This window comes from Mogibacterium diversum (assembly GCF_938028775.1).
Taxonomy (GTDB): Bacteria; Bacillota; Clostridia; order Peptostreptococcales; family Anaerovoracaceae; genus Mogibacterium; species Mogibacterium diversum_A.
On the sequence record NZ_CALIZG010000024.1, the window covers coordinates 221,196 to 237,245 of the forward strand.

The window sequence follows — 16,050 nt, forward strand, 5'->3', positions numbered from 1 at the left end:
CATATTCTATTCTGCAAAGCCCTTCTGAAGCTTTGAGATATTCTCCGCTTTAAGATTGTACTTCTCAGCCAGTTTACTAGCAATATACTTAAAATCTTCTTCACTTCCGTGGTACCATTCGAGTTCCATCTCTGAAATAGGAACGTCTCCCGATTCACCATGAACAGTGCCGATGTCAAAAGAGAGAGCGCTTATGGAATCACCTGTGTCGATTTTAAGCAGTTCACGTGTGAAATCCATCTTCATAACTTCTTTCAACTTCTTGCTTCCTGCTGCCTTGATAAGCACATCATATGCTTCACTTGACTCGAAGGCTTCAATGTCAGGCTCCATAGCGAACCTTTCATCGTTGATTACTAAATTGAACTCTTCTCTAGAGTGAAGTCCATCTTCAACCTTGTTATCCCACTTCACTGTAGCAGTAATGCGGTCGTTCTCATATCTAACCCTATAGGCGATCCCCGCTTTACGAAGATCAAGATCGTCCGTATCAAAATAAACCGCCTTCATGTCGATTACTTCTAATGCATTGCGATCAACATAATCATCAAGCATTGAATCATTTAAAATTTTATCTACAAGAGACGTGTCATCAATACAAAATTTAAACTCTGTTTCCATATAAACTCCCAATAGCCGCTAGTACGGCATTTTTCGTAATATCAATTGATTTTACATAAAACCGTTGATTTTGTCAATGCGAGAGCCACTTCAGCACCCACTTTTGAGCATTTCTACACACTTTTAACATAAAAAATACCGCTTTTGCGGTATTATTCGTCCAATTTCTTTAATTTAATTTTTGTATCATACCCTTCAAATAGCGTATCTGTCATTCTTATGAAGTTTTCCGAGAGGTCACTGGCATAGAATCTATCTGGGAAGTCATTTTCTTCTGCCAACATATCCCTTTCTGTCAGTATGTCCACCACATCGCTTATAACCTCAGCTGAAGAATTATATAGCCTTAGCTTCGGATAAAGCCTACTTATATTGAGTGCAATAAGCGGATAATGAGTGCACCCGAGAATCAGACTATCTAGCTGATTTTTCTTTACAAAATCATCCATGTAATACTTAATTGTAAGATTCATTATCTCATTATCAATAATTCCTTCTTCAATCAGCGGCACAAAAGCCGGACATGCTAGACTAAATGTGTTGATATTTGGATTAAGTTCATGAATTCTCTCGGCATAGACCCCACTCTCTATCGTCACCTTTGTTCCGATAATCCCTACATTGGGAGCGTTATCTGCGGCTACACGTCTAGCTGTCGGATCTATTACCCCGACAATTGGAACTTCAGGATGCCTTTTTCTCAGCATATCAAGCGCCATTGCCGTAACAGTATTGCAGGCGATTACAATCAGCTTAACGTTCTTGCTAACCAGATAGTCAACTATCTGTGCAGAGAACTTGCAAACTGTCTCTGGTGACTTTGAACCATACGGAGTCCTCGCAGTATCGCCAAAATATAATACTTTTTCATTTGGAAGGGCGCACTTAAGAACTGGCACGCTAGTCAGGCCACCAAGCCCAGAATCAAAGAATCCTATTGCTCTATTATCCATCTCCCTCTCCTTAACAAAAAAGCGAGGTTACATATAAACCTCGCTCACGTGGTGCGGATGGAGGGACTCGAACCCTCATGACTGTTCGTCACACGGACCTGAACCGTGCGCGTCTGCCAATTCCGCCACATCCGCTCATGCAGTTTTAAACTGAAATAGACAAGCGATATTATACAATAATTAAAAAAAAATGTAAATATAAAATACTCACAGCAAAACCGCGCTGAGAAAATCAGCGCGGCGATATAATCTATCAGGTATATTATTCGTCTTCCTCTGCCATTGCTGCTTCAAAAGCCTTCACAGCAGTATTGAACTCTTCCTCATCATCGATATCTACGATATCAAATGTATCAGCATCGATATCCTTATATCCGTAGATGTATACATCATCAGTTCCATCAATTGGGGCAAGAGCAATATACTCCTTGGAATCAGCTTCAAATGTTCCTAGAACATCACAATCAACTGCAGTTCCGTCGTCAAATTCTAGAGTGATTATATCCTCTTCTTCTTCAATCATGTTACGTTCTTCCTGAGACATAGTTACTCTCCTTTTCTCTATCTGTGTTAGGTTAATATAACATTAATATGTTCATTTATCAATGCATTTCCACTATTTCTTGCTAAAGTATTCGATTATACTCTCCGCAGCCCTGCTGTTAATCGTATCGCAAGCGAGAAGTTCTTCATAGCTCGCACGTTTTATCGATTCCATATCCTTGAAATGCTTTAGCAACTCCCTTCGTCTAGATGGTCCAATTCCTGGAATTTCTTCTAAAGCCGACTTCGTCATCGCAGATGTTCTACGACCTCGCTGGAAAGTTATCGCAAATCTGTGAACTTCCTCCTGTATGCGGCCGCAGTAACTATATAGAAGTGGCTCTCCTTCGAGTTCAATCTCCGAACCATCGCCAAAAACAATAGCTCTAGTCCTGTGAACATCATTCTTTGCAAGACCCACTACAGGAATCGACATACGTAGTGCAGAGACAACCTTCTGTACCGCATGCACCTGCCCGAGGCCTCCATCTATGAATAGTATATCCGGATATGTGCTAAATCCTGCGTCACCATCTTTTGCACGCTTTAATCGTCTATAGATAACCTCCTGCAGCGACGCATAGTCGTCTCCCTCAGCATCTTCACTCTTGATTTTAAACTTTCGATAATCATTTCTAATCGGCTTTGCACCTTCATATACAACCATCGCACCGACAGTGTCTAGGCCGTTCATATTAGATATATCATAGGCTTCGACTCTATATTCTCGATCATCTCCATCTTCAATGATATACGGAATTACGCCTTCAACTTGTGCTGCCTTCTTAATTAGCCTCGTAATCTCATCTCTAAGTTTATCTTTCTTCTCGGCATCGCGCCCTGCTCTTTCATCTAGACCCTTTATAACCTGCAAAGAATCATTTATCGCAAGATTAAGAATCGCCTTCTTTTCACCACGCTCCGGAACGATTATCTTGGTGTGATGCATAGTATCACTCTTCGCCTTTGCATTCTCTTCATTCGTGTTGTTGAGAAGGCCTATGACGAGCTCTTCTTCATCGATATGCTCCGTGAGCAAAATCTCTTTAGGCAGCTTGGTGCTTCCCGTGTAGTACTGCTTTATAAAAGCAGAAATCATTTCACTTCTTGCACTGCTTAGGTCAGAATCATGTTCATTCATATAGTGAATCTCGCGCCCTATGAGTTTACCTTCTCGTACCTTGTATTGAGCGATAATTTCACTGTTCTGAGTAATTAGCGGCAGTAGTACATCTATGTCTCTATCCGTAGCCATAGTTGCTCTCTGCGTTTCTCCAAGTGCTTTAAAGGCATTTATATAATCCCTGTATTTAGCTGCTTCCTCATACTCCATTTTGTCAGAGGCTGACATCATCTTCTCTTTAAGCTCCTTGAGAAGTTTAGCATCCTTACCATTTAGAATCTTGAGAATACTATCTATCATCTCATCATACTCGGTCTTATCTACAGCATTTATGCAAATACCTTTACATTTCCCGATGTGATAGTTTAAACACGGACGGAAGTTTGCCGGGAACTCTTTAGTCTTACATTTCTTGATAGGATAAATCTCATCGATCAGCTTTATAATCTTTGTAACAGCCCCGCTATCTGAATACGGTCCGAAATACTTATTACCATCTCTCTTTACTTCCCTCGTCCTGATAACGCGCGGGAACTCCTCACTAACAGTAACCTCTATATAGGGGTATGTCTTTCCATCTTTGAGCAGGATATTATACTTCGGCATGTACTTCTTGATGAGATTGCACTCTAAAATCAGTGCCTCCATCTCCGTAGCACATGTAATATAGTCGAATTCCGCGATGTTATCTACCATAGCACGCACCTTAGGTGATTGCTGTGAGGATTTATGAAAATACTGCGAAACACGATTTCTTAACTTAATAGCCTTGCCAACGTAAATTACGTTACCAAGGCTATCCTTATGCATATATACTCCTGGTGAAAGGGGTAATTTTTTAAGCTCCTCTTCTATGTTAAACATTGAATATTGTCCCTATTATGATATCTGACCCTTTTCTTATCTATAAGTCCAGTTACGCCTTCTTCTATCCTCTTCTATTTCGAGCCTCTGTCTCGCAATCTCACGGATTTTCTCCTTATGCTTTCGAGCCCTTAATCTCTTCCTACGTCTTCTTATATTTCTAGCACGTACTAAAAGTAGAAAAATTACGAATAGTATCACACATATAGTTACCGTCATCATATTGGAAATATATATATAAGACGGCAACCACCCCACTTTATCATCCTCAGTGACAACTAAATCTACCGTTCCTGTAAGCTCATTTGCTACATAAATGCGGTATTCTCCAACCTTATCACCTGATTTTAGCGGTGCTTCAACATTATTGTATATAACTGCTTCGGTTTTTACGAGAGAATCACTCCCCTCTGGAGGAATATAGACATACCCCTTACCAGATGTATAAACCTTCATCCTGGTTTTTGCACCATGTTTAACCTTGACTCTTCCGACTTTTACACCCTTCTTAATTATGACCTTTTGGGTAGCTTTTTTAAATCCATAGTTGAACAGTTTAGTTGCATCCTCTGCGGACTTGCCCTCCGCTTCGTCAAATAATACAACCACAAGGCTCATATCGTTATGAGTTACGTATGCTAGGAATACTTCTTTGCCCTCAGGTTCTGTCAGTTTTGAGTAAGTACCGCCCTTAAACCCTTTGTAGGAATCACTTCCCGTCATAAATGGGTGCGTATTGGTAATTTTTTTATCTCCATCACCATCTGTTACCTTGACAGTATGACTGCTTTCGCCAGACATTCTCTTGATGGCACCGTATTGGTATGCTGCTTTGGCAATTTTTGCCGTATCTTCAACTGTGGAGTACTGATCAGTATCATACTCTCCAGTTGCATTCGTATATCTAGTATTGACTAGTCCAAGCTGCTGAGCCTTCGAATTCATCTGATCGACGAAGTTCGCCTCCGAACCTGCTGAATAAATTGCCAAAGCTCTAGCTGACTCCGCATCTCCTGACATCAGCATGGTGTACATGAGGTCTTCGACCTTGACATTTGACCCCGATGGAAATGTGGTGCCTGCACTGTACACAGCATCCGAAATCTGGACATTGTTCTTATATTCTTTATCATCATGCATGTTGTCGATGACAACCATAGCTACCATGAGCTGCACTGTGCTCCCAGGTTGGAGCTTTCTGTCTTTGCGAGATGAGTAAACAACCTCACTCGTAGACGCCGAAAGGACGACCGCCGATTCTGCCTCAATCTCTGGTGCAGAAATGGTGCTCGTCTTTGCTTTTGCTTTTTTCTTTGAAGCGGCAAAGCTTGTATTAATATTGATGGTGACCATCAATGATGACACCAGAAGCATCACCATGACGGTCACCAAAATTCTCATAAAACTTTTATTAATATTTTTTGAATTAACAGCCTTGTTACTTGTTCTCATTCTCAAACTTTTCCATATAAGCGACAAGAGCTTCAACACCTTCTAAAGGCATTGCATTGTATGTGCTTGCTCTCATTCCGCCAACAGTTCTATAACCAGCAAGGTTAATCATACCCTTTTCCTTTGCGCCAGCGATAAATTTCTTGTCGAGCTCTGGATTGCCAGTCACAAAAGTAATGTTCATCAGCGATCTGTCTTCCTTAGCAACTGATGGCTTGAACATCTCGCTCTTATCAAGGTAGCCATATAGAAGGTTAGCTTTTTCAACATCCCTCTCGTGAGTAGCCTTTACACCACCATTTTTTAGAAGATACTTGAACACTTCACCAGCAATATAGATTGGATAGCATGGAGGCGTGTTGTACATCGATCCCTTCTTAGCGTGAGTTGCATAATCTAGATAAATTGGAGTGTTAGCAGGTGCCTTTCCAACGAGATCTTTTCTAACAATTACGATTGTAACACCAGCAGGTGCAACATTCTTCTGCGCGCCGGCATAGATTAGACCGAACTTAGTAACATCAACTTCCTCAGAAAGAATGCAAGATGACATATCGGCAACTAGTAGATGATCACCTACATCAGGAACTTCGTTGCAATGTGTTCCGAAGATTGTGTTGTTGTAGCATATGTGAACGTAGTCTACGTCAGGTCTGATATCCTCTGGCTTAAACTTAGGAATATATGAGTAATTATCTTCCTCAGAGCTTGCAAGAATCTTAACATCACCAAACTTAGTAGCTTCTTCATAAGCCTTCTTAGCCCAGTTACCTGTGATGAGGTAATCAGCTTTCTTGCTGCCAGTTAGCAGGTTAATTGGAACCATGGAGAACTGGAGAGTTCCACCACCCTGAAGGAACAGAACATAATAATCATCAGGAATGTTCATCAGAGTTCTTAGATTCTTCTCAGCATCCTCAATAATCTGCTTGTACTCTGCCGATCTGTGGCTCATCTCCATTACAGACTCGCCTGTGCCATCGTAGTTGAGCATCTCTGCTGCAGCTTTCTCTAGTACCTCTACAGGTAGAGTTGAAGGACCTGCAGAGAAGTTAAATACACGTTCATTTGTAGCCATTTAAATACCTCCAAATTTGTTTCAAACTTACATAAAAATTGTAGCACTTTCAACATTGAATGTAAAGAATAATAATGCTATACTTAATATCGTAAATAGTGCATTTTTCAACACTTATGGCAGTGTACAAGCCGTCTAGTTCGTGATTAATGGGCTGTTCAACGAATTATATTTTCAACACTTTGACCACGCCCCCTAACTCGGGAGGCAATAGGAGGTACTTAAGAATGGATAAGTTTAATATCGGTACGCTCAACAACATTTCACAGGTAGGTCTTGGTAGACTTACAGACAAGTATGAGTTGACAGAAGATATAGACACAGCACACGGAGTTGTAGTTCGTAGCTTCAAGATGCACGATATGGATTTCTCTGACAATTTACTCGCTATCGGCAGAGCTGGTGCTGGAGTTAACAACATTCCTCTAGACAGATGTGCTGATGAAGGAATCGTAGTATTCAATGCACCTGGAGCAAACTCCAATGCCGTAAAGGAACTTGTAATCTCTGCAATGATCGTAGGAGCTAGAAACATCTGCGAAGGAGTTGCTTGGACAAATACTCTCGAAGGTGATGTTGCTGGACAGGTAGAAAAGGGAAAGAAACAGTTCGCTGGAACTGAGATTTCTGGCAAGACTCTCGGAGTTATCGGATTAGGTGCTATCGGAGCAAAGGTTGCAAATGCAGCTCATGCTCTAGGAATGAACATCGTTGGAAACTCTGTAGTAATCCACCCAATCCTCACTGCCCCATGCGAGATGTATGACGATATCTCTGAGATGGTTAAGGTTTGCGACTATATAACTATCCACGTTCCATCACTTCCTGAGACTAAGGGAATGATCAACAAAGCACTTATAGATAACATGAAGGAAGGTGCAATTATACTTAACTTCGCTAGACCTGATTTAGTAGTGAACGAGGATATCCTAGCAGGACTAGAATCTGGCAAGCTCAGAAAGTACCTGACTGACCTTCCAAGCGAAGATTTAATCGGCAAAACTGGCGTAATCGCTACTCCACACCTCGGCGCTTCCACAGCAGAGGCTGAAGAAAATTGTGCTGCTATGGCTGTTGATGAGCTCATGGATTATCTAGAGAAGGGAACTATCAGAAACTCTGTTAACTTCCCTGCTGTTGAGCTAACAGCTAAGGAAGGCTTTAAGAAGGTTAGCATCTTATTCAAGGGAGAACTTGATGTTGAGGCTGCCGTAAAAGCTGCTTATGGAAGTGTTGATGACGTGTGCGTTGGCAAGAGTCGCTCAGAGTATGGTGCTGCGATTGCACTCGTACCTGCAGATGCATCTGGCGAGCTATCTGGAGAAGGAATCCTCAGAGTTCGCGAGCTATAGGGAATACAGTGCTCAGGCTGTCGATTCGCTATGAATATGAAATGAGGTCTGTAATCACACTAACGAACTTACTTGATAAAAACCATCCACGCGTCGAACGCGTGGTTGTTAAGTAGGCGGGCAAAGCCCTCTGCTCCTCGCGGACGCGTCGAACGCGTAAACGCGATCTGTCAGTTGCGTTTTGCCTTAACCTACTTTTTCTTTTTCCTGAATGCTCCAGCTTCGCTCATGGTTAGCTGGTCTCCCATTTTATCTTCTTCCAGTTGTTTTGATATATACTCGGATATTCTTGCTTCATTTTTACCTACTGTATCTACATAATATCCTTTGCACCAAAATTCTCGGTTTCTGTATTTATACTTTAATTCCCCAAACTGTTCATACAGCATTGTACTGCTCTTCCCTTTTAGATATCCCATGAATTTTGATACTGAATATTTGGGTGGTATAGATAATAGCATATGAATATGATCTGGACACGCTTCCGCATTCAGAACTTCTACTCCTTTCCACTCACATAGTTTTCTAAGTATTTTTCCAACTTCATGCTTCTTTTGTCCATAAAACACCATTCTTCGATATTTGGGTGCGAAAACTATGTGATATTTGCAGTTCCACTTTGAATGCGCTAAACTATTTATGTCATTCACTCCCATGTGAATGCACCTCCTTCTGTTCCTTTGTTTGCAGCTGACAGACCGCATTCAAAGTGTAGCAGAAGGTTTTTTCATTTTCAATTTCTGCTCATAGGCAAAGCCTTTACGGAACCACGCGTCCAACGCGTGGTTTTACTTATACAATCATAACCACCAGCTCAGCTGGTGGTTTGTTTTGGCCCTATAAGGGCCTTTTACCTGCTGCATCTTAAGATGCGTTGAAAAGATTCGCCAACCGCACGTGCTTTCCTACAAGTCCTAAAGGACTATTTCATCTTCTCTCCTGTGAATGGATCAATATACTCCTTCAACGTCATTTGATCATCTACTATGTCATCTTGAAGTTGTGTACGTATGTATTCAGCTATTTTCTTTTCGTTTTTCCCTACTGTATCAACATAGTAACCTCGGCACCAAAAGTGTCTATTTCCGTATCTGTATTTTAAATTTGCAAATTTATCGAATATCATAAGAGAACTTTTCCCTTTCAAATATCCTACTATTTGCGACACAGAATACTTTGGTGGTATTTCTACAAGCATATGTATATGGTCAGGGCATAGCTCAGCCTCAACAATGTTGATTCCTTTTCTTTGGCATAGGATTCTTATCATCTTTCCTATTTCTACTCGGTACTTCCCATATATTTCTTTTCTTCTATATTTCGGTGCAAATACTATATGATATTTACATCTCCACCCTTGTGTCAAGTATTGGATACATATTTTTTTCAAATTTCCAATCCATTTTCCACTTCTATTTTAACTGCAACACCGGATTTTTCAAGAGATTATTGATGAGGTCGGTATAAATCATCTGATCGACCACTTCCGTTATGCTTGTGATTCTTTGCCCTGCATCTTTGGAAGACGCTCCACAATGATAGATTCGTTGATGTTCGGTATTCCAGTCGATAATGATGTATCTGTCATGAAACTCTCCACTGGATTTTTGGAATGTTATCTTTCTAAATGGGTATTCTTGGCAGAAATCCTGATATTCAAGGGTATGAAGTCCTTTGCCGATGTTATCGCTGAATATAATGACTTCTACCGATGAAGGAACATCTTTTAGCAAGACCAAAGTTTTCACTCCGATATAGTTATCGACGATATAGATACTCTTTTTCGCTATGCTATAAATGTCTTTATAAGCAAGATTTGCTTCGATCGGCTGTCCGTTCAAGAGTAAAAATCCATATTTGAGCTGTGGATTGCTAAGGTCAAGAATCAGCTCCGACAGCTCCGATTTATGCACCACATTATTTAAGGTATCCACCACTTCTGCTACCTGATCTTCCACATCTCTTAAATCTCGTCTTAAATCCTGCATTTCCACGACATTACTTGTAATCTGCATCGAAAGCTGCAAAAACTCTCTTTTCCCAATCAACCCTTGATTTTCTACGATGTAGTCTTTCATTTGCTTGAAAGTGCGAATCAAGGCTTTACTCTGCTTGACTGCAAGCTCTCCTTTGAGAACTGTCATCAGCATATAGATTCCCTGCTCGGTAAAAGCATGAGGATTGTACTTAATATTACTACCTCTTCCTGCACTCTTGTTCAAGGTCGCATTTTGCGACCTTGAAAGTTCAGATACTTCCTCATCCGTTAATTGAAACATAAAGTCTTCATCAAATTTCTCAATATTTCTTTTAACCTGCTCATTAAATCGCTTTGTTTCATATCCATAGATTTCGGCTAATTCAAAGTCAAGCATAACCTTTTGTCCCCTAATAATATAAATCTTTTTTACAAGGGATTCATGACTTACAAGCATAATTTCGTCTTTTTTATCCATCTTTTCCATTCCCTTTCTCAAATTTCCAAATAATCTCCACCTTGTCTTTACCATAAACATAAATCCTGTCTATGACTTCGTTGATCCAGTCTAAAACAAGCTCTCCTTTTGTAACCGCTTCTCTTAGCTTATCAACATTAAGGTTATGTCCTGAAGATGTATTTTCTTTTATCTTGTCCGTAATGATGGCTATTTCCTGTTCTGTATTTTTAAGTTTTTTGCTTAAATCTTCTTTCTTTGATAAATATGCTTCCTTATCTATTTCGTCCTGTTTATGCCTTTCATAAAGCTGCATTTTGGAAACCTGAATCTTTTGCTTTTCCGCTTCCAGTCTTTTCTTCCTGTAAAGCAGGCTTTCACAAATGCTTTCCATAACTTTATGCTCAATCTTTCTTGTCTGTTCTTTTTCAAGAAAGCTCTCTGTATAAAGTTTAATCTCTTCTGAAACAATATCTTCCAGTGTTTCTGCTTTTATCTTCCCTTTCATGCAGCCACAGTCTTTTGCTTTGTACCGATAGGGACAGCAATATCCATCTGTTTTTCCATAATTAACTGTATAAGTCATTTTATGATAGCACTTACCACAATAGACTTTGTCTTGAAGAATATGAAAATGCTTCCGCTCTCTACTGATTAGTTTTGCATTGCTGTTTAGCATATCCTGAACCTTACCAAAATCTTCTTTAGAGATAATAGCTTCGTGCATATCTTCTCTAATTATCCAGTCTTTGCTATCAACCCATTTTCTATTATCAGAACCAACTTCCTGTACCCTTGTCTTTCCACCAACAACAGCTCCTGTATAAACTCTTTGTGTTAAAACATATCTAATAATCTGTCCTGTCCATACTCCACTTCCTCTTTTAAGCCCTATATGTTTTGCCGGCGTCAGAACACCTCTATGATTAAAATCTTTAGAAATGGAAAGCATACTTTCTCCACTCAGGTATCTTTCAAAGACTTCTTCAATGATGTTTCTCACTCTATCATCGACAAGTAGCTGATGATGGTCTTTTTCATCTTTTACATACCCATACGGTGCTTTTGAACCGAAATAATACCCTCTATCCTGTCTTACTCTTACTGATGAACTGATTTTTTGTGAAATGTCCTTGGAATAGTAGTCGTAGACAAGATTCTTAAAAGGAATTTCTAAACTGCTGATTCCATTCTCATTGTTATTACTGTCATAATTGTCATTCACAGAGATGAAACGAACCTGCATAAAAGGGAATATCTGCTCAATATATGCTCCGGATTCAATATAATCTCTTGCAAATCGTGATAAATCCTTTACAAGAATAGTTCTTATCTCATTTTTCTTCATAAGACCTATCATCTTTTGAAATGCAGGACGATTAAAATTTGTTCCGGTATAGCCATCATCAATATGTTCTCTTATCTTCACTCCAGTAAATTCTTCTCTTGAACTGATATAGTTCTTTAAGATTTCTCTTTGGGAAGTAATGCTGTTACTTTCGTCTTTTAAATCGTCATCTTCTAAGGAAAGTCTTAAATAAAAATCTACTGTATTCATATCAGCTCCTCCTTGTCTTTCTACCGAGTTTTTCAGTAATCACAGGAGTTTCTTCAAAATTAAATTTGATTTCTATTGTGTTATCTTTCCCTATAAAGATCTTATCAATGATGCTATCTACAAAGTCTTTATCCCATTTCTTTGTTTTACCTTTAAAAAGTGCTGTAAGGTACTTATGCCTTTCTTCAAGTTCAAATACTTCTTTTTCAAAGATAGCAACTTGTCTTTCTTTTAGGATTTCGAGTTCTGCTTTCTTTTTACCCAGAAGTCCTTTTTCCCTTTCAAAATCTTCTTTACTCCACTTGCCCAAAACATATTTTTCATAATACTCACTTTGAAGTCTGCTAAAGCCTAAAATTTTTCTTTCAATTTCAGTTATTTCTTTTTCCTTTTTCTTATCCATCTCTATTTTAAGATTGTCATAAGCATTCAGATAAGCCTTATAACTTTTACTGTTACTTAAAAGAATAGCTTCAAAGGCTGCTTTAACAGTTTTTTCAAGAGTAGCCTCTGTAATAGATGTTCCGCATTTTTCTGTTGTAAATTCTCTGAACCGATTACAGCTAAAATAAAATACAGTTTTATTACCGCTTTTTTGCATGTGTACGCTCATTTTTCTCTTACAAATTCCACAATATAGTTTTCCTCTAAATACTGTATCATCCTTAGCATTCTTATTTTCTTTTCTGCTATTTTTAATGGAATTAGATTTTGAGGAAATTTTCTCCTGTACCTTTTCAAATGTATCAAGCGAGATAATTGCTTCATGGGCATCTTCTGTTATTGTCCAATGTTCTTCGTCAAGCCTTTCTCTCTTTTTCCCTTCAAATAAATGCTTTTGATTTCTGCCTTGAATGAGTGTTCCTGTATATACACGATTTTTAAGCACTTGTAATATTGTTGTCGGAATCCAAGCTCTTATAAGCTCATTTTCATCAGCTTTAGCTTTTCCAAACTTCCTATAATCAGTTGCTATATATACTTTCTTTTCAAACAGTAACTTTGAAATATCAAGTGTACTAAATCCCTTCAAATACGCATCAAAAATTTCTTTTACGATGGAAGCTGTATTTTCATCAACATATAACCGTCTTACTCCATCTTCATCTTTTCTTGCTGTATAGCCATAAGGAGCCGCACCACAGATGAATCCGCCTTGTTTGATCCTCATCTGATGAGAGCTTGATACTTTCTTTGAAATGTCTTTTGCATAAGTTTCATTTACAATATTCTTCAAGATTACCTCAAGAGATTTATTGGGATCTTCCATGTGAAAGGTATCCAGATTGTCATTAACCGCAATAAATCTTACTCCAAGAAACGGAAATATCTTTTCAATGAAGTTTCCAAGCTCCGTATAATTTCTTCCAAAGCGGGATAGGTCTTTTACAATAATGCAGTTGACTTTTCCCGTCCTTACTTCTCCCACAAGTTTTTCAAAGTCAGGTCTTTCAAATTCTGTCCCTGTCTTTGCGATGTCTTTATATATTCCAACCAAATTATGACCATCATTTTTCTTTATATAACTTTCACAAAGAGCAATTTGATTTTCAATGGAATCACTCGGCTTTTCTTTTTTATCTCTTGATATTCTTGTGTAAATCGCTGTTTGAAAACTGTTTCCGCTTTCTTTGCTTAACAGAGCTTCTTCCGCTTTTGCCCGCCTGTTCGCTGTCCTTGCCATCTACACCACCTCCTTCATCAGCTCGGAGGATTGCTTTGTGTAGTCGCTTAACTTATCCAGTATATCTGTAGTTTCATCATAGTTAAAATGGATTTCTATCCTTTTTTCTTCCAAAACATAGATTTTATCGACAAGTCTTACAAGAAGCCCTCTTTCTAAGGTGCTTATATTCCTGTACTTTTTAATATCTGACAGGAAGTTTTTGTTTCCCAAACTCTTTTGATAGAGTCTTGAAATTTCTTTATTCTGCTTTTCTAAAATCAGTTCGCTTTCTACGATACGGTTTGTATAAAACTCTCTCATACCGTAAAATTCTTCTTCAGAAATGATTCCTTCTTTTAAGTCCTGATACAGAGCCGATTTTAAAAGTTCAAACTTTGCCTTGCTTTTCTTGGTATACTCCTGTCTTTTATCTATTTTCTGAAAAAGCTCATAAGATACTTCCATTTCTCTTATCTCTTCTGAAATGCTTTCATACTTCCCAAGAGAGTTGATATAATGGCAAATCATCTCAAGTACGCTTAGCTTTAATTCTTCCTGTTTGATTGAATGCCTGCTGCACTCTTTTCCTTTGTTGTACTGGGAGCAGATATAGTAAATAGTGGGAGTTTTCCCTCTCTTATCGACTTTCTTTGTCATCTGAGCATTACAGTCCTTGCAAAATAAAAGACCTGAAAACAAATCCGCCTTCTCTCCGACATTTTTTGCCTTTATATCACATTTCAAAAGTTTTTGGGCAATTTCAAAGTCATAAATATCAATAATAGCTTCATGATTGTCCTCGATTTCAATCCAATCGCTTCTATCCTTGGAAACCACCTTATCCAGCTTATAGTTTATCTTTTCCCGTTTTCCCTGTTGCAGTGTTCCGATATAGATTTCATTGGTTAAAATACGATTAACTGCCGGCGTATCCCATTTGGCAACCGCCTTTGTGCTGAAGCCTGTCTTATACCTTATTCCCTTTGCCTTTTTATGCTCCATCGGTGATGGGATTCCATTATCGTTTAAGTGTTTGGCAATAGAGTAGGAGCTGTACCCCTCAAGCTTCATTGAAAAGATTTTACGCACCACATATTCCGCTTCTTTATCAATTACTATTTTGTGCTTATCTTCCTTATCTTTTTCATAGCCGTAAGGAGCATAGTTTGATATAAACTGTCCCTGTTTTCTCTTTACCTTGCAGACACTTCTGACCTTTGCGGAAGTATCCCTACAATAATTGTCATTGATGAAGCTTTTAAACGGAATGACCAAGTTCTTTTCCGTTTCACTGGCTGTATAGCTGTCATAATTATCATTTAGGGCAATAAATCTTATATCAAGAGAGGGAAATACTCTTTGCAGGTATCTTCCGCTATCAATATAATCTCTGCCAAATCTGGATAAGTCTTTTACAACAATGCAGTTAATTCTCCCTGTGATGACATCTTCCATCATTTTCTTAAATGCCGGTCTTTCAAAGTTTATACCTGAATATCCGTCATCGACATATTCTTCTATCAGCTCCATATCCTCATTTTTATCAATGAAGTCATTAATCTGAAGTCTTTGGTTGGAAATGCTGTTGCTTTCCACCTTAAAGCCTTTATCATATTTTTCATCATCTTGTGATAATCTGAGATACATGGCAACTTTGAGAACATCTGTATCTAAATTATTTTTAGACATAACAAAACCTCCAAACTTTCATATTCTTTTTTAAGGAGAAATATGATAACTTGGAGTCTTTCAGCTCTTATGAAGTTGTATCCCTATTTGGTTAGTATTATACCATAGATTTGTAAAAAAGTCTGCCCCTTTTATCATATTTTTAATCAAGCAGCATTGCTTTCTTTTTTAGATATGACAGAAAACAATCCTCCAAACTTCTTCCATTCTCTGCATAGCTACATTTAACAATGACATTTCCGACTTTCATAAAGTACATGGAAAGCGGCTCTGCATTTTTCTTATCTTTTATATCTTCGATATCAGGGACAATTTTCCTGTCTATCTCTTCCGCTGACATGTTTTTATATCTTGCTAATTCTTCTACATTCATTAGAAAACTCCTTTCCCTGTTGTTTTCTTTTTTAAGTTTTATGACATTGGTAGGTGTCTTGGCTGACAACATAGGAATCTCACCTCCGCCTCTTATTCAAGACGAGCCGGCATAAACTGTTGAAGTATCATTATCACCGCCTGTATCAACGAACAGACTGCCACATCTGTTTTTTATGTAATCTTATTTGTCGCTCACTTTCTTATTTCCTTGGTTTAACCAGTATTCATAAAACTGAAATCTCTCAGCAGAAAGGTCTTGGCGTAAGTCATAATTCTCCACAAGCAGATAAAGTCCTACCTTGGTCTATTCAGTTGTCAAAGAGCAATATTTGAAAGGGATT

14 protein-coding genes and 1 tRNA gene are annotated in these 16,050 nt (G+C 38.6%); 1 reads left to right on the plus strand and 14 read right to left on the minus strand.

Annotated features, from left to right (window positions below; genetic code table 11):
- Positions 1–6: 6 nt before the first annotated feature.
- From Q7O90_RS08060 to serC, 7 genes are all read right to left on the minus strand, one after another.
- The gene (locus Q7O90_RS08060; protein WP_287300193.1) at positions 7–621 is read right to left on the minus strand and encodes a CYTH domain-containing protein; all 615 of its coding nucleotides are present in this window, start codon (positions 619–621) and stop codon (positions 7–9) included.
- Positions 622–773: 152 nt separating this feature from the next.
- Positions 774–1,574, minus strand: coding sequence for a glutamate racemase (murI, locus tag Q7O90_RS08065; protein ID WP_304129218.1), 801 nt, complete (start codon positions 1,572–1,574; stop codon positions 774–776).
- Positions 1,575–1,623: 49 nt separating this feature from the next.
- A tRNA-Leu gene (locus Q7O90_RS08070) sits at positions 1,624–1,709 on the minus strand.
- A gap of 127 nt (positions 1,710–1,836) precedes the next feature.
- Complete coding sequence (locus Q7O90_RS08075) at positions 1,837–2,118, minus strand: DUF1292 domain-containing protein (protein ID WP_094234034.1); 282 nt, start codon at positions 2,116–2,118, stop codon at positions 1,837–1,839.
- Between the two features lie 72 nt (positions 2,119–2,190).
- Positions 2,191–4,104, minus strand: coding sequence for an excinuclease ABC subunit UvrC (gene uvrC / locus Q7O90_RS08080; protein ID WP_304129219.1), 1,914 nt, complete (start codon positions 4,102–4,104; stop codon positions 2,191–2,193).
- Positions 4,105–4,140: 36 nt separating this feature from the next.
- On the minus strand, positions 4,141–5,556 hold the full coding sequence (locus Q7O90_RS08085; RefSeq protein ID WP_304129221.1) for a D-alanyl-D-alanine carboxypeptidase family protein: 1,416 nt from the start codon (positions 5,554–5,556) through the stop codon (positions 4,141–4,143).
- Positions 5,543–6,634: a 3-phosphoserine/phosphohydroxythreonine transaminase gene (serC, locus tag Q7O90_RS08090; protein WP_304129223.1), complete on the minus strand. Its 1,092-nt coding sequence runs from the start codon at positions 6,632–6,634 to the stop codon at positions 5,543–5,545. The genes Q7O90_RS08085 and serC overlap by 14 nt, the downstream gene beginning before the upstream one ends.
- 227 nt (positions 6,635–6,861) lie before the next feature.
- Here serC and Q7O90_RS08095 point away from each other — a divergent pair, with 227 nt between their 5' ends.
- Positions 6,862–7,986, plus strand: a complete 1,125-nt coding sequence (locus tag Q7O90_RS08095) for a 3-phosphoglycerate dehydrogenase (RefSeq protein WP_304129224.1) — start codon at positions 6,862–6,864, stop codon at positions 7,984–7,986.
- Positions 7,987–8,177: 191 nt separating this feature from the next.
- Here the strand turns inward: Q7O90_RS08095 and tnpA (Q7O90_RS08100) are convergent, their stop codons facing one another.
- The 7 genes from tnpA (Q7O90_RS08100) to Q7O90_RS08130 form a co-directional block, all read right to left on the minus strand.
- Positions 8,178–8,636 (minus strand): IS200/IS605 family transposase, encoded by a 459-nt coding sequence (gene tnpA / locus Q7O90_RS08100; protein ID WP_273452191.1) that lies wholly within the window; start codon positions 8,634–8,636, stop codon positions 8,178–8,180.
- 272 nt (positions 8,637–8,908) lie between these two features.
- Positions 8,909–9,367, minus strand: coding sequence for an IS200/IS605 family transposase (gene tnpA / locus Q7O90_RS08105; protein ID WP_304129231.1), 459 nt, complete (start codon positions 9,365–9,367; stop codon positions 8,909–8,911).
- Between the two features lie 31 nt (positions 9,368–9,398).
- Positions 9,399–10,442: an ORF6N domain-containing protein gene (locus Q7O90_RS08110; protein ID WP_014262664.1), complete on the minus strand. Its 1,044-nt coding sequence runs from the start codon at positions 10,440–10,442 to the stop codon at positions 9,399–9,401.
- Complete coding sequence (locus tag Q7O90_RS08115; RefSeq protein ID WP_001098743.1) at positions 10,435–11,979, minus strand: recombinase family protein; 1,545 nt, start codon at positions 11,977–11,979, stop codon at positions 10,435–10,437. Before Q7O90_RS08115 ends, Q7O90_RS08110 begins: the two co-directional genes overlap by 8 nt.
- Position 11,980: 1 nt before the next feature.
- Positions 11,981–13,663, minus strand: a complete 1,683-nt coding sequence (locus Q7O90_RS08120) for a recombinase family protein (RefSeq protein ID WP_000124510.1) — start codon at positions 13,661–13,663, stop codon at positions 11,981–11,983.
- On the minus strand, positions 13,664–15,334 hold the full coding sequence (locus Q7O90_RS08125; RefSeq protein ID WP_000042123.1) for a recombinase family protein: 1,671 nt from the start codon (positions 15,332–15,334) through the stop codon (positions 13,664–13,666).
- A 142-nt stretch (positions 15,335–15,476) separates the two neighbouring features.
- On the minus strand, positions 15,477–15,707 hold the full coding sequence (locus tag Q7O90_RS08130) for a DUF6870 family protein (RefSeq protein ID WP_001860240.1): 231 nt from the start codon (positions 15,705–15,707) through the stop codon (positions 15,477–15,479).
- Positions 15,708–16,050 lie beyond the last annotated feature (343 nt).